We start from the raw sequence: 14,660 nt of genomic DNA on the forward strand, positions 1-14,660 counted from the left end.
GAGGGGGGAGGAACCCCTCCGCCGAATGCCCAAGGGTTCCTGGGGAAGGCTCATCCGCCCAGGGTTAGTCGGGAGCTAAGGCGAGGCCGAAAGGCGTAGTCGATGCACAACAGGTTGATATTCCTGTACCACCGTGTCCACGCCCAACCCAATCCGGGTCGCTAAGGGGCTGGCCTTCGGGCCGAACCGACCCACCCGGTGACGGGTAGCGATGGGGGGACGCAGGAGGGTAGGTCAACCCGGGCGTTGGTTGTCCCGGGGTAAGCGTGTAGAGGGTCCGATAGGCAAATCCGTCGGGCGCAACCTCGAGACGCGATGCCGAGCCGCTTCAGGCGAAGTGACTGATCCCACGCTGCCGAGAAAAGCCTCTAGCGAGTTGACACGGTGCCCGTACCCCAAACCGACGCAGGTGGGCACGTAGAGAATACGAAGGCGATCGGGAGAACTCTGGTCAAGGAACTCGGCAAATTGCCCCCGTAACTTCGGGAGAAGGGGGGCCTTAGTAGGGTGAAGGACTTCGCGTCCGGAGCCCGAGGAGGCCGCAGAGACCAGGGCCAAGCGACTGTTTACTAAAAACACAGGAGCGTGCGAAGTCGCAAGACGATGTATACGCTCTGACGCCTGCCCGGTGCCGGAAGGTTACGGGGAAGGGTTAGCCCGCAAGGGCGAAGCTCTGAACCTAAGCCCCGGTAAACGGCGGCCGTAACTATAACGGTCCTAAGGTAATAGACCCTGACGTGCCAGGGTGTTGCCCCTCGATGCGGTGACGCATCGAGTGCAGCTGGCTAAATGCTGGAAACCCCGTGGATCCGGCGGTACTCGCCCAGTTCGATGACATACCCTCATATGAGGATCGTGGCATGGGCAGTGACAATCCGTCCGGTGCGGACAATCAGCAGGAAAGGCCAGGTATCGAGCAGTGGATCGTCGGCTTCGTCGACGGTGAAGGCTGCTTCTCGATCTGTGTGGTGAGGAACGCTGTGTGCCGTCTCGGCTGGCAGGTCCAGCACGAGTTCTCGGTCACACAGGCATCCTCGTCCCGGCCGGCGCTCGAGCTCCTCCGACAGGAGTTCGGGTGTGGCGCCGTGATCGAGAACCGCCGACACGACGACGATCGAGAGCCGTTGCTGCGCTTCTCCGTGAAGCGCCGCGCGGATCTCGTGTCGCGCGTGGTGCCGTTCTTCGAAGAGCATCCACTGAGAACCGCGAAGCGTGCCGACTTCGAGAGGTTCGCGTCCGTGTTGCGTGAGATGCAGCGCGGTCGCCACCTCGACGAGGTCGGACTCTGATGGATCGCTCGGGAGACCGAGCAGATGAATCGGAGGCAGCGGTCCCGATATCTGGAATCCTCAGAGGCCATACGCCAGCCGACTCGCGTCGACAGCGAGCCGAAGAGATGGTCCTAGCCCCATGGCGACATGGGGGCTCACTAGAGCGAAATTCCTTGTCGGGTAAGTTCCGACCTGCACGAATGGCGTAACGACTTGGCTACTGTCTCGACCAGAGACCCGGCGAAATTGCACGACGAGTAAAGATGCTCGTTTCCCGCAACAGGACGGAAAGACCCCGTGGACCTTTACTACAATCTGGTGTTGGGTTTCGGTACGGGTTGTGTAGGATAGGTGGGAGCCTTGGAAGCTGGGGCGTCAGCCTCGGTGGAGGCAACGTTGAAATACCACCCTGCTCGTATTGGGACTCTAACCTGGGCCCGTTATCCGGGTCGGGAACAGCGTCAGGTGGGTAGTTTGACTGGGGCGGTCACCTCCTAAAGCGTAACGGAGGTGCCCAAAGGTTCCCTCAGCCTGGTTGGCAATCAGGCGTCGAGTGCAAAGACACAAGGGAGCTTGACTGCGAGACCTACAAGTCGAGCAGGTGCGAAAGCAGGGCTTAGTGACCCGGCCGTGGCATGTGGAAGCGCGGTCGATCAACGGATAAAAGGTACCCCGGGGATAACAGGCTCATCTTCCCCAAGAGTCCACATCGACGGGAAGGTTTGGCACCTCGATGTCGGCTCGTCGCATCCTGGGGGTGAAGCATCTCCCAAGGGTTGGGCTGTTCGCCCATTAAAGCGGCACGCGAGCTGGGTTTAGAACGTCGTGAGACAGTTCGGTCCCTATCCGTTGCGGGCGTAGGAGATCTGAGGGGAGCTGTCCCTAGTACGAGAGGACCGGGACGGACGCAGCTCTCGTGTGCCAGTTGTTCCGCCAGGAGCACGGCTGGTTGGCGACCTGCGGAAGAGATAAGCGCTGAAAGCATCTAAGCGCGAAACTCGCCTCGAGATGAGATCTCCCACCGGGACAACCGGGTAAGGCCCCTGGAAGACGACCAGGTTGATAGGCCGGAGGTGTACGCACGGTGACGTGTTCAGCCGACCGGTACTAATCGGCCGAGGGCTTGGGATATTTGTTGTTCGTGCTCGCTATGGAGTGCTCGAGAGGCACGCAAATTTCATAGGTTTCCGGTGGCGATAGCGGCGGGGAAACACCCGTTCCCATTCCGAACACGGAAGTGAAGACCGCCAGCGCCGATGGTACTTGGGGGGAGACCCCCTGGGAGAGTAGGTCGCCGCCGGGATTTCTCGAGACGGCGCCCGCACGATGCGGGCGCCGTCGTTCGTTCGAGGGCTCGGTACCCTGCCCAGAGGGACCGCCGACCGAGGACCACTTCGTGCCTGAGCGCCGACGCGCCGAAGACGACGACGACCGTCCCCGACCGGCCCGGCGCGAGACCCCGCCCGGAGGCGCACGCAAGCGCGCGCCCCGACAGGACGGGGGGCGCCGCGCGACACGCGACGGTCGGCCAGCGCCCGCACGCGGCGCGACCGGGCGCGGCGCGACACGGGACGGTCGGCAAGCGTCCTCGCGCGGGGGCACCGCGCGCGGCCGGGGGCGCGACGAGCCGCGTGAGCGGGGCGGCCGGTCGGGCACCGCGGCCGCCCGCGACGACGCCCGCGGCGGCCGCCGCGACGGCGCTCGCGGTGCCCGCCGCGACGTGTCCGCGCGCGCGGAACCGGGCCGCACGGGGTTCGGTCCGCACGCGACGCACGCCGCCGCGGCCGCCCGGCGCGGGTCGCCGTCCCGGCGATCCGGCGACGAGCGCGACCAGGTCGGGAAGAAGCCCACACGTGCCCGTGACGGGCGGGCGCGGGTCCGCGTCGTGCGCGGGCGTTCGCAGCCCGCGTCCGATCAGGCGTCCCGCCCGGCGCGGCGCGGGCGCCGCCGTCCCGCCGCGATCGATGCCGGCACTGCGCGTGCCCGCCCCGGTCGTCGCCGCCGCGGCGGGCCCGCCGACGTGCGCGAGGAGATCCTGCGCCTCGGCGGCCGTACCGGCGAGCGTGCGTACCAACGGCTGCTGCAGGCCGCCGACGACTTCGCCGACGACCGCGCCCGCGACGCGCTCCGCATCCTGCGGCCCCTGCGCGACTCGCTCCCCGAGTCGCCGACCGTCCGCGAGCTGCTCGGTCTGTCGCTCTACCGCGTCGGCCGGTACGCGGACGCGGCGAAGGAGCTCGAGGCGTACCACGCGATGACCGGTGAGGTGACCCAGCACCCCGTCCTCATGGACTGCGCACGTGCCCTCGGCGACGAGCGGCGCGTCGACGAGCTGTGGAGGGAGCTCGCCGAGGCGTCGCCGTCCGCCGAGCTGGTGACGGAGGGTCGCATCGTGCGCGCCGCGACGCTCGCCGACGCGGGCAGGCTCGACGCCGCGCTCGCGCAGCTGCGCGGGCGGGCGACGTCGCCGAAGCGCGTCCGCGAGCACCACCTCCGCCTCTGGTACGCGCTCGCCGACCTCGAGGAGCGGGCCGGAAACCTCGCCGCGGCCCGCACGCTCTTCCAGCGGATCCGATCGCACGACCCGGCCTTCGCGGACGTCGCCGAACGGCTTGCCGCTCTCGGGTGACGGCGGGCGCGACCTGCGCGAGCACATCGTCGCCCGTCCACGCGAGCTCACCCGCGCACGATCGATGACTGACACACCCCACCGGTACGGTCGTCGTGTCGCTTCCCCGACGCTTCCCCTCGTGACCGAGCGCGGGAACAGCCGCGGGATCAGCCGCGGGATCAGCCGCGGGATCAGCAGGGAGGCGGAGATGGTGAACGTGGCGGTGGTGTGGGGCGTCTGCTCGACGGAGCCCGAGGTGCGGGAGCTCGACTCCGGGCGGCGCCTGGCGTCGCTGTCGATCCGGGTCAAGACGGGTGACGAGCCCGCGACGTCGGTCCCGGTGACCGTCTGGGAACCGCCGGCCTGGGTGGAGACGGTCACGGCCGGCGACGAGCTCGTCGTCATCGGTCGCATCCGGCGGCGGTTCTTCCAGACCGCGGCGGGTGGGCGGGGCGCGAAGGTCGAGGTCGAGGCGGAGTCGCTCGCCCGCGGCGGCGACCGGCGACGCGTCGCGGCGGTGCGCAAGCGCGTGGAGCGCGCCGCCGACGCGCTCGCATGACGGTCCGCGCCGCCGGACGGGGGGCGCCGCCGGGATCCGAGGTGCGGAATCGCCGGAGATATCATCGGGTACGGCGACCGACAACGATGTCGCGCCGGCCGGGTCCCCCCGCACGCCGGCCGAGGCAGACCACGCGCCTGACGCGCGCGCGGAAGCGAGGTCCGTGTGACGGCAGAGACCACCACCACGCCCACGAGGCGTCCGGAGGCGCTCGACCGTGTCGTGATCCGGTTCGCCGGAGACTCCGGCGACGGCATGCAGCTCGTCGGCGACCGCTTCACCGACGTCAGCGCGGTGTTCGGCAACGATCTCGCGACCCTGCCGAACTATCCCGCCGAGATCCGCGCACCGGCCGGGACGATCGCGGGCGTGTCGTCGTTCCAGGTCCACATCGCGGACTTCGACATCCTGACGCCCGGCGACGTTCCGAACCTCCTGGTCGCGATGAACCCCGCCGCGCTCAAGGCGAACCTGCGCGACCTGCCGCCCGGCGCGTCGATCATCGCCAACACCGACGCGTTCGAGGACCGCAACCTCCAGAAGGCCGGCTACCACGGCAACCCGCTGGAGGACGGGACCCTTGACGCGTACCGCGTCTACCTGGTGCCGATGACGTCGTTGACGCTCGAGGCGGCGAAGGACACCGGCGCGAAGCCGCGCGACGCCGAACGGTCGAAGAACTTCTTCGCGCTCGGGCTCATCGCGTGGATGTACACGCGGCCCGTCGAGCCGATCCTCGAGTGGATCGACCAGCGGTTCGCCAAGAACGAGCTCGTGCGCTCCGCGAACCTCGCCGCGTTCAAGGCCGGATACCACTTCGGCGAGACGGCGGAGCTGTTCGACCACCCGTTCGAGGTCCAGCCCGCGCAGCTTCCGCCCGGCCGGTATCGCAACATCAGCGGGAACGTCGCGCTCGCGTACGGGCTCATCGCCGCCGCGCAGCAGTCGAAGCTGCCGATCCTCTACGCGAGCTACCCGATCACCCCCGCGTCGGACATCCTCCACGAGCTGTCGAAGCACAAGAACTTCGGCGTACGCACGATCCAGGCCGAGGACGAGATCGCGGCCGCGGGCGTCGCCATCGGCGCGGCGTTCGCCGGTCAGCTCGGGGTGACGGCCACGAGCGGTCCGGGCGTCGACCTCAAGTCCGAGGCCGTCGGGCTCGCGTTGAGCCTCGAGCTCCCGCTCGTGCTGATCGACGTGCAGCGGGGTGGGCCGTCGACCGGTCTGCCGACCAAGACCGAGCAGGCCGACCTGCTGCTCGCGATGTACGGCCGGCACGGCGAGGCGCCGCTGCCGATCGTGGCCGCGTCGACCCCGAGCCACTGCTTCGACGCCGCGTTCGAGGCCGTCCGTCTCGCGCTGAAGTACCGGACGCCCGTCATCCTCTTGACCGATGGTTACCTCGCGAACGGCGCGGAGCCCTGGCGCTTCCCGGACGTCGACGCGCTGCCCGACCTCGCGGTGCCGTTCGCGACCGAGCCGAACCACGACGGCGAGTTCTGGCCCTACCTGCGCGACCCCGAGACGCTCGCCCGCCCGTGGGCGATCCCTGGGACACCCGGTCTGATGCACCGTGTCGGCGGTCTCGAGAAGCAGGACGGGACCGGCAACGTCAACTACGACCCCGAGAACCACGAGCTGATGGTCCGGCTGCGGGCCGAGAAGGTGGCGCGCGTCGCGCGCGACATCCCGCCGATCGAGGTCGACGGCGAGGACGGCGCGCGCGTCCTGGTGCTCGGTTGGGGGAGCACCTGGGGCGCGATCAAGGCCGGCGTGCGCCGCGTCCGCGGCGCGGGCAAGAAGGTCGCCCGCGCCCACCTCGTCCATCTCAACCCGTTCCCGCCGAACCTCGGCGAGGTCCTCGCCCGCTACGAAAAGGTCCTGATCCCGGAGATGAACCTCGGGCAGCTCTCGAAGCTGGTCCGGGCGGAGTACCTCGTCGACGCGCAGACGCTGAGCAAGGTGCAGGGCCTGCCGTTCCGGGCCGCGGAGATCGAGGCGAAGATCCTGGAGATGATCGATGGCTGACACGGCCGCCGGGGGCGGCGCCCCCACGCTGACGCGCAAGGACTTCTCCTCGGACCAGGAGGTCCGCTGGTGCCCGGGCTGCGGGGACTACTCGGTCCTCACCGCCGTGCAGCTCCTCATGCCCGACCTCGACGTGCGTCCCGAGGAGCTGGTGTTCGTGTCGGGCATCGGCTGCTCCAGCCGCTTCCCGTACTACATGAACACCTACGGGATCCACAGCATCCACGGGCGGGCGCCCGCGATCGCGACCGGCATCTCGATCGCCCGGCCCGACCTCAAGGTGTGGGTGATCACCGGTGACGGTGACGCCCTCTCGATCGGCGGCAACCACCTGATCCACGCGCTGCGCCGCAACGTCAACCTGACGACCCTGCTGTTCAACAATCAGATCTACGGGTTGACGAAGGGGCAGTACTCGCCGACGAGCGAGCTCGGGAAGGTGACGAAGAGCTCGCCGTTCGGGTCGCTCGACCACCCGTTCAACCCGGTGTCGCTCGCGCTCGGCGCCGAGGCGACCTTCGTCGCCCGCACCCACGACATGGACCGCAAGCACATGCAGTCCGTGTTCCGGCGGGCGCACGAGCACCAGGGCGCGGCGTTCGTGGAGATCTACCAGAACTGCAACGTCTTCAACGACGGCGCGTTCGAGCAGATCCTGTCGAAGGACGCGCGGCCGCGCATGCTGATCGAGCTCGTCGACGGCGAGCCGATCCGCTTCGGTGCCGATCGCGAGCTCGGCATCGTGCTCAACGGCCACGGCGAGGCCGAGATCGTGACGGTCGCCGACGTCGGCGAGGACAAGCTGCTCGTGCACGATGCGCACCGCGCCGACCCGACGGTCGCGTTCGCGCTGTCACGCCTCGCCGACCAGCCGACGGTGCCCACGCCGGTCGGCGTGTTCCGCGAGGTCGCCCGCCCGACGTACGAGGGTGAGGTGCAGCGGCAGCTGGCCGCCGCGCAGGACCGCGACGGGCCCGGTGACCTGCGCGCACTGGTCGAGGGCAACAACGTGTGGGACGTCGCGTAGGCGCGACCCCACCGTTCAGTCCAACGTGCGGAACACGAAGCCGGTCCGCGGCTTCGGGTTGAAGAACGTCGTCTTCTGCGGCATCCGCTCGCGCGCGAACGCGACGGCGCGGATCTGCGCGACGTCGGCCGGCCGCAGCAGCACGGCGGCGTCGGCGGCGCCCTTCTCGACGAGCGCGGCGACCTCGCGGGCGTCGTGGCGGTACGCGACCTGCGCGCCGGCCAACGCCGGCACGACGAGGTGCTCGAACACGGCGGCGTCGACGCCTCGGACCGGGTCGGGGAGCGACGCGAGCGCCTCGTCGACGCGGGCCCGCTCGGGCACGGCGAGCGCGAGCCCGTCGCCGTCGACGAGACCGAGCGCCCGCTCGTCGTGCATCCGCCGGCGGAGCACGTCCACGCCTTCGGGGCTGTTCGGCCCCGCGTCGGTGACGGTGAACGCGTCCGCCAGCGCGCGCCGGAGGTCGCTGCCGCGCAGTCCGTGGATCAGCCGGTGGATGGGGCGGACGTCGAGCTGGTCCTCGGCCAGCTCGACCACGAACGCCATGATCGCTCCGGCGCCGCCGGGCTCCTCGCCCGCGGCACGGAGCTCGTCGCGGTAGGCGATCCCGGTCTCGAACCGGTGGTGACCGTCCGCCAGCACGACCGGCGCCGACGCGACCGCGCGCGTGATCGCGGCGACGCGCTCGCGGTCGGCGAGCGGCCAGAGCGCGTGCTCGACGTCGTCGTCGTCCTCGCACACGACGGCCGGGTCGCCGGCCGTCGCGAGGAGATCCGACAGCCCGTCGGCGAGCGACAGTCCCCAGATCGGGTCGAAGTTGGCCCGTGTCGCACGCAGCAGCGCGAGCCGGTCGCTCTTCGCCTTCGGGAGCGTCCGCTCGTGCGGGAGGATCGGCTCGCCGTCGTCCCGACCGGTCCCGCCGGGCAGGGCGAGCGCACCGAGGACACCGAGGGTGCGGCGGGGCCGGCCGTCGTCGTCCCGGAACGCCATGCGGTACACGTAGAGCTGCTCGTCGGCGTCGCGGCGCAGGGCGCCGTCGCGCTGCCACCCGGCGAAGTCGGCTGCCGCGACGTCGTAGCGCTCCGACTCGTCGCCGTCGGGGAGGATGAGCCGCACCGAGTTGTGCGGATCGCGGCGCAGGAGCTCCTCGCGTTCGTCGTCGTCGACGACGTCGTAGGGTGGCGCGACCACCGCGCCGATGCCGTGCGGGCCGAGTGCGCCCGGGTCGTATCGGATGCCGCGGAAGGGAAGGAACTGGGGCACGGGACGGTTCACCTTCACCGGTCGGGGACGGCCGATTGTCGCGCGCACCACCCGGAACGCCCGACCCGTCCCACGCAACAGGAGACATGACGGTGGACGCCTACCACGCGTACCAGGAAGGCCTGCGGCTGCTCGACGGCGCCAACGCGCACGCCGCCGTCGTCGCGCTCGAGCGCGCACGCGAGCTCGAGCCGGACAAGGGGTCGATCCGCGAGACGCTCGGCCGCGCGTACTTCCACACGGGACGCTTCGGCGCGGCGGGCGCGGAGTTCGCGAAGGCCGTCGAGATCGACCCCGTGAACGACTACGCGCACTTCGGGCTCGGGCTGTGCCTGCTGCGCGAGGGTGACCGCGCCGCGGCTCGGGGACACCTGCGTCTCGCGACGGTGATGCGTCCCGAGGTCGAGGCGTACCGCGACGCGCTCGCGACCGCTGTCGACGAGTCGTGACCGCGTCGGGTGCTCCGGTCGTCTGCTGCGACCTCGACGGCGTGCTGTGGCGCGGTGACCGCGCGATCGACGGGTCCGCGGATGCCGTCGCGGCGCTGCGCGACGCGGGGATGCGCGTCGCGTTCCTGACCAACAATTCCAGCCGGACGGTCGGTGTGATCCTCGACCAGCTCGCGTCGATGGGCGTCGCCGCGCACGCGGACGACGTGCTGACGAGCGCGCACGCCGCGGTCAGCCTGCTCACGCGTGAGCTCGCGGGTGGCGCGCGCGTTCTCGCGTGCGCGGGCCCAGGTGTGCGCGACGCGCTCACTGCGGCGGGCTTCGAGATCGTCGACGAGGGCCCGGCGGAGGCCGTCGTGGTCGGGTGGCATCACGACTTCGACTTCGACGGACTCGACCGCGCGTCCGCGGCCGTGCGCGACGGCGCGAGGTTCGTCGCCACGAACCTCGACGCGACGTACCCGGGTCGCGACCACCTGCTCCCGGGCGCGGGCGCGATCGTCGCCGCCGTCGCGACCGCGTCGGGGACCCAGCCGGTCGTCGCCGGCAAGCCGGAGCCCCCAACGGTCGCGCTCGTACGGGAGCGGCTCGGCAACGCCGGGGTGATGGTCGGCGACCGGCCGTCGACCGATGGCGCGCTCGCCGCCGCGCTCGGCTGGCCGTTCGCGCTCGTCCTCAGCGGCGTGGCGCGTCGGGGTGCCGAGAAGGGCGGCGAGGACGTGCCCGACCCGCCGCCTCCGTACGTCGCGGACGACCTCGCGCACCTCGTGCCGTTGCTCCTCCGCGCGCTCGACCGGCACGCGTGACCGTCACGACCACGGCGGGCGCGGGCGCGGACGGAGCACGTCGCGCAGCGCGAACCCGACGACCATCCCGAACGCGAACCCGCCGACGTGCGCGACCCACGCCACGCCGGTGTTCGGGTCGGTGAAGAACTGGAACCCGAACCACGCGCCGAGCACCAGCCACGCGGGCAGGTAGACGACGACGATGAGCAACGCCGCGATCCACGTCAGCACCCGCGCGCGCGGCCACAGCACCAGGTACGCGCCCATCACGCCCGCGATCGCGCCCGACGCGCCGAGGAACGGCGCGGTCGACGTCGAGTTCGCGGCGATGTGCGCGGCCGCCGCCGCGAGCCCCGCCGCGAAGTAGAAGAGCGCGTAGCCGACGTGACCGAAGCGATCCTCGACGTTGTTGCCGAACACCCAGAGGAACAGCATGTTCCCGAGCACGTGCAACCACGACCCGTGCAGGAACATCGAGAACAGGACGGCGAGGTAGACGTTCTTGGTCCCGAACAGCGGCGCGCTCGAGTAGCGCGCCGACGCGAACGGGCCCGGGTTGCACGTCTGGGACGCGACCTGCGCCGACGACAGCGGACGTCCGTGCACGATCTCGCAGGGGATCGCGGCGTGCTCGTAGTCGAAGCGGGCGCCGCTGTCGCTGCCGTGCGGCTGGACGAACGCGAAGATCGCGAGGTTCGCCACGATGAGGATGATCGTGAGGACCGGCGCGCGCGTCGTCGGGTTGTCGTCCCGCAAGGGGATGACCATGGCGAGCGACGATACGCGGAGCGGGCGTCGCTCCGGTTGTCGCACCGGTGGCCCCCGCGCGCGACGCTGCGTACTCTCCCGGCGGATCACGACCGAGGAGCACCACGATGCGCGACACGCCCGACTGGAACCAGTTGCTCGAAGCGGGCCGGCAATTCGGGACGATGACACGGGCGGAGGCCGAGCGTCGCGTCCAGGAGCTCGTCCGTCGGGGGGAGCTCGCGCAGGAGCGGGTCCAGGGGGTCGTCGACGAGCTCCTCGATCGGAGCCGGAGCGCGGCCGACGACCTGCGCGAGGTCGTGCGCGCCGAGATCCGCCGCCAGATGCACGCGCTCGGTCTCGTGACCCGCGACGACCTCGAGCACCTCGAGGCCCGGCTGCGGGCCGGCCGAGAGCGCCCGCCGGCCGCGAAGAGGTCCGCGGCCACGAAGCGCTCGACCGGTGCGAAGAAGCGCGCGGCGACCAAGAAAGCCACCGCCAAGAAGTCGACCGCCAAGAAAGCCACTGCCAAGAGGTCGACTGCGAAGAAGTCCGCCGCGAAGAAGGCCACCGCCAAGAAGTCGGCCGCGAAGAGGTCGACGGCCACGCGCGCCACACGGGGCGGCGCGGCGTAACGGGTGCGGCGGCGTCTCGACACCGAGCTCGTCCGCCGCGGGCTCGCCGGCAGCCGGTCGCAGGCCGCCGAGGCGGTCGCGTCGGGCCGGGTCCTCGTCGCGGGTGCACCCGCGCTCAGCGCGTCGCGCCAGGTGCGCGACGACGAGCCGATCAGCCTGACCGGTCCTCCGGCCCGGTTCGTGTCGCGCGGCGGCGAGAAGCTCGACACCGCGATCGACGCGTTCGCGCTCGACGTCGCCGGCCGCCGTTGCCTCGACGCGGGTGCTTCGACCGGCGGGTTCACCGACTGTCTCCTGCAGCGCGGTGCCGCTCATGTCGTGGCCGTCGACGTCGGTCACGGTCAGCTCGCGTGGTCGATCCGCAACGACGACCGCGTGACGGTCCTCGAGCGCACGAACGTGCGTGACCTCGCGTCCATCGGCGAGCCCGCGGAGATCTGTGTCGCCGACCTGTCGTTCATCTCGCTGCGGCTGGTCGCGCCCGCGCTCGCCCGGCTCACGACGTCCGACGCGGGCTTCCTGCTCCTCGTGAAGCCCCAGTTCGAGGCCGGTCGCGACCGCGTCGGCAAGGGCGGGATCGTCCGCGACGCGGCCGTCCACCTCGACGTGCTGCGCGACGTCGGCGCCGGCCTCGCGGCAGCGGGGCTCGTGGCCCACGGCGTGATTGCCTCGCCGCTGCGCGGCGCGGATGGCAACCTCGAGTTCGTGCTGTACGCGACCAAGAGCGGCCGGCCCGTCGACGACCGGGAGCTCGCGCATGTCGTCGCGCGCGCCCACGGCGAGGACGGCTCGTGAACGAGCGACCGCGCGTCGTCGGCCTCGTGGCGCATCGCGACCGTGCCGACGCGCAGCAGCTCGCGGCGCGCGCCGAGGAGCGCTTGCGCGCGTGCGACGTCACGGTCCGCCGATGGGACGGCGAGGACGGCGTCCAGTTCTCCGACGGGCTCGACCTCGCGATCTCGCTCGGCGGCGACGGCACCATGCTGCTCACCGTCGACCTCGTCTACGAGTCGGGCACCGCGGTGCTCGGCGTCAACGTCGGCCACCTCGGCTATCTCACCGAGGTCGAGCCGGCCGAGCTGGATGCCGCGCTGGACCGGCTCCTGGCCGGCGACTTCACGGTCACCGAGCGCATGGTGCTGCAGGTCGTCGTCCACTCCGCCGGCCCCGCCGACGGGCACTGGTGGGCGCTGAACGAGGCCGTCCTCGAGCGGGTCGAGCCCGGTCGCATCGTGCAGCTCTCGGTCGACATCAACGGCTCGTTCTTCACCACGTACGCGGCCGACGGCGTCATCGTCGCGACACCGACCGGGTCGACCGCGTACTCGTTCTCGGCACGCGGCCCGATCGTGTCGCCGCGTCACCGGTGCCTGCTGCTGACCCCGGTATCACCGCACATGCTGTTCGACCGGTCGCTCGTGCTCGACGACGAGGAGGAGCTGCGGTTCGCGGTGACGAACGCGCAGGCGGCGGTGTTGACGATCGACGGGCGTGAGATCGGCGAGCTCGGCGTGGGCGACACCGTCACCTGCACCGGCGGCCGCCGCTCGGCCCGTATCGTGACGCTCGAGCCGCGCGACTTCCACCAGATCCTGAAGGCCAAGTTCGGGCTCGCGGACAGATAGCCCCATGTTGAGCGAGCTGCGGGTCGAGGGGCTCGGCATCGTCGACGAGCTGAGCGTCGTGCTCGGGCCCGGGATGACGGTCATCACCGGCGAGACGGGCGCGGGCAAGACCTTGCTCGTCGAGGCCGTCGAGCTCCTGGTCGGTGGACGGGCCGACGGCGGGCTCGTGCGCGCGGGACAAGACGAGGCCCGCGTCGAGGGGCGGTTCGTCGACCCGGCGACCGACGAGGAGGTCGTCGTCGCGCGGGTCGTGCCCGCGTCGGGACGCAGCCGCGCGTACGTGAACGGCAGGCTCGCGACCGCGACGGAGCTCGCGGAGATCGGGGCCCGCTTCGTCGACCTGCACGGCCAGCACGAGCACCAGTCGCTCCTGGCCCCCGCCGCGCAACGCCGCGCGCTGGACGCGCTCGCGGGTGAGGCCGCGACGGAAGCTCTCCGCGCGTACCGGGAGGCGCGCGCCGAACGTCGCCGCGCGGAGGACGCGCTGGCCGCGCTCGGCGGTGACGCGCGCACGCGCGCGCACGAGCTCGACCTGCTGCGGTTCCAGCTCCACGAGATCGAGTCGGCCGCGCTCGTGGACGTCGACGAGGAGGCGGCGCTCGAGACCGAGGAGGAGCTCCTCGCGGACGCGGTCGCGCACCAGGAGGCACTCGCGGCGGCGCTCGGCGCGGTCAACGGCGGGGTGCTCGACGCGCTCGGCGAGGCGTACGCGCGCCTCGCGGGCCGGCGCCCGTTCGCCGCGCTCGCGGAGCGTCTGCACGCGCTGCAGGGTGAGGCCGCCGACGTCGCCTCGGAGCTGCGTGTCGCGCACGACGACGTCGTCGTCGACCCGGATCGGCTTGCCGCGGTGGGCGAGCGCCGCCGGCTGCTGCGCGAGCTGACACGGAAGTACGGCGACACGCTCGCCGACGTGATGGCGTTCGCGCGGGACGCGGCGGCGCGCATCGAGGAGCTCTCGGGGTACGAGGCCCGGGCCGCCGACCTGGAGGCGGCCCGGACCGCCGCGGACGAGGCCGTCGTGGCCGCCGCGGAGCGCCTGTCCGCGCTGCGTCGCGAGGCCGCGCCGCGCCTCGCTGCCGCCGTCACCGGACGCCTCCACGAGCTCGCCATGCCGGCGGCGACCCTCGCGGTCGAGGTCACGCCGGCCCCACCCGGCGACGACGGCGCCGACGAGGTCGTGTTCCTGCTGGCCGCGAACGCCGGCGAGCCCGCCCGCCCGCTCGCACGGGCCGCGTCCGGGGGCGAGCTGGCACGTGCGATGCTGTCGGTTCGCGTCGTGCTCGCCGGGGCACGCGCGGCCGGTGACGGGATGACTCTGGTGTTCGACGAGGTCGACGCGGGAATCGGCGGGCAGGCGGGGGTCGCCGTCGGGCGCGCCCTCGGCACGCTCGCGGACGCGCAGCAGGTGCTGTGCGTGACCCACCTCGCGCAGGTCGCGGCATTCGCCGAGACGCAGGTGGTCGTCTCGAAGTCGACGGCGCGCGGCCGGACTGTCGCGTCGGCCGCTCCGGTCGAGGGCGACGCCCGCGTCGCCGAGCTGTCCCGGATGCTCGCGGGGTCGGACGTCTCACGGCACGCGCGTGGTCACGCCGAGGAGCTGATGGACGAGGCCCGCCGCCAACGCGATGCAGCGCGTGCCGGGCGGCGCGGGTGA

General features: G+C 71.4%; 12 protein-coding genes and 2 rRNA genes. 12 read left to right on the forward strand and 2 right to left on the reverse strand.

The features are described from left to right. The 6 genes from VFC33_11860 to VFC33_11885 all read left to right on the forward strand — a co-directional run. Positions 1-2,402: ribosomal RNA gene (locus tag VFC33_11860) — 23S ribosomal RNA — on the forward strand; the annotation flags it as partial. A 55-nt stretch (positions 2,403-2,457) separates the two neighbouring features. Further along, positions 2,458-2,574: ribosomal RNA gene (gene rrf / locus VFC33_11865) — 5S ribosomal RNA — on the forward strand. 417 nt (positions 2,575-2,991) lie between these two features. Next, positions 2,992-3,900, forward strand: coding sequence for a tetratricopeptide repeat protein (locus VFC33_11870; GenBank protein ID HZR13932.1), 909 nt, complete (start codon positions 2,992-2,994; stop codon positions 3,898-3,900). Between the two features lie 121 nt (positions 3,901-4,021). After that, the gene (locus VFC33_11875; GenBank protein HZR13933.1) at positions 4,022-4,441 is read left to right on the forward strand and encodes a single-stranded DNA-binding protein; all 420 of its coding nucleotides are present in this window, start codon (positions 4,022-4,024) and stop codon (positions 4,439-4,441) included. A gap of 165 nt (positions 4,442-4,606) precedes the next feature. After that, complete coding sequence (locus VFC33_11880; GenBank protein HZR13934.1) at positions 4,607-6,472, forward strand: 2-oxoacid:acceptor oxidoreductase subunit alpha; 1,866 nt, start codon at positions 4,607-4,609, stop codon at positions 6,470-6,472. After that, positions 6,465-7,499, forward strand: a complete 1,035-nt coding sequence (locus tag VFC33_11885; GenBank protein HZR13935.1) for a 2-oxoacid:ferredoxin oxidoreductase subunit beta — start codon at positions 6,465-6,467, stop codon at positions 7,497-7,499. The genes VFC33_11880 and VFC33_11885 overlap by 8 nt, the downstream gene beginning before the upstream one ends. Positions 7,500-7,514: 15 nt before the next feature. Here VFC33_11885 and VFC33_11890 read toward each other — a convergent pair whose 3' ends face one another. Then, positions 7,515-8,762, reverse strand: a complete 1,248-nt coding sequence (locus VFC33_11890) for a DUF1015 domain-containing protein (GenBank protein ID HZR13936.1) — start codon at positions 8,760-8,762, stop codon at positions 7,515-7,517. Positions 8,763-8,848: 86 nt separating this feature from the next. Between VFC33_11890 and VFC33_11895 the strand changes: the two genes are divergently transcribed. Together VFC33_11895 and VFC33_11900 are read left to right on the forward strand one after the other, a co-directional pair. Continuing rightward, complete coding sequence (locus VFC33_11895) at positions 8,849-9,211, forward strand: tetratricopeptide repeat protein (GenBank protein ID HZR13937.1); 363 nt, start codon at positions 8,849-8,851, stop codon at positions 9,209-9,211. Beyond that, a complete protein-coding gene (locus tag VFC33_11900; GenBank protein HZR13938.1) occupies positions 9,208-10,017 on the forward strand; it encodes an HAD-IIA family hydrolase in 810 nt (269 codons plus the stop codon). Before VFC33_11895 ends, VFC33_11900 begins: the two co-directional genes overlap by 4 nt. 3 nt (positions 10,018-10,020) lie before the next feature. Here the strand turns inward: VFC33_11900 and VFC33_11905 are convergent, their stop codons facing one another. Beyond that, positions 10,021-10,767 carry a rhomboid family intramembrane serine protease gene (locus VFC33_11905; protein ID HZR13939.1) on the reverse strand — a complete coding sequence of 249 codons (747 nt, stop codon included), beginning with the start codon at positions 10,765-10,767 and terminating at the stop codon, positions 10,021-10,023. A 107-nt stretch (positions 10,768-10,874) separates the two neighbouring features. Between VFC33_11905 and VFC33_11910 the strand changes: the two genes are divergently transcribed. From VFC33_11910 to recN, 4 genes are read left to right on the forward strand one after another with little or no spacing between them, the layout of a single operon-like run. Then, positions 10,875-11,381, forward strand: a complete 507-nt coding sequence (locus VFC33_11910) for a hypothetical protein (protein ID HZR13940.1) — start codon at positions 10,875-10,877, stop codon at positions 11,379-11,381. A 3-nt stretch (positions 11,382-11,384) separates the two neighbouring features. Further along, complete coding sequence (locus VFC33_11915; GenBank protein HZR13941.1) at positions 11,385-12,176, forward strand: TlyA family RNA methyltransferase; 792 nt, start codon at positions 11,385-11,387, stop codon at positions 12,174-12,176. Beyond that, positions 12,173-13,006: an NAD(+)/NADH kinase gene (locus VFC33_11920; GenBank protein ID HZR13942.1), complete on the forward strand. Its 834-nt coding sequence runs from the start codon at positions 12,173-12,175 to the stop codon at positions 13,004-13,006. Before VFC33_11915 ends, VFC33_11920 begins: the two co-directional genes overlap by 4 nt. Before the next feature lie 4 nt (positions 13,007-13,010). Beyond that, a complete protein-coding gene (gene recN, locus VFC33_11925) occupies positions 13,011-14,660 on the forward strand; it encodes a DNA repair protein RecN (protein ID HZR13943.1) in 1,650 nt (549 codons plus the stop codon).

The sequence above is a fragment of the Acidimicrobiia bacterium genome (assembly GCA_035651955.1).
Lineage (GTDB): Bacteria > Actinomycetota > Acidimicrobiia > IMCC26256 > JAMXLJ01 > JAMXLJ01.

Coding starts and splice junctions, on each gene's coding strand:
- VFC33_11885 (HZR13935.1), top strand. CDS start 6,465: ATGGCTGACACGGCCGCCGGGGGCGGCGCCCCCACGCTGACGCGCAAG.
- VFC33_11895 (HZR13937.1), top strand. CDS start 8,849: ATGACGGTGGACGCCTACCACGCGTACCAGGAAGGCCTGCGGCTGCTC.
- VFC33_11905 (HZR13939.1), bottom strand. CDS start 10,767: ATGGTCATCCCCTTGCGGGACGACAACCCGACGACGCGCGCGCCGGTC.
- VFC33_11910 (HZR13940.1), top strand. CDS start 10,875: ATGCGCGACACGCCCGACTGGAACCAGTTGCTCGAAGCGGGCCGGCAA.
- recN (HZR13943.1), top strand. CDS start 13,011: ATGTTGAGCGAGCTGCGGGTCGAGGGGCTCGGCATCGTCGACGAGCTG.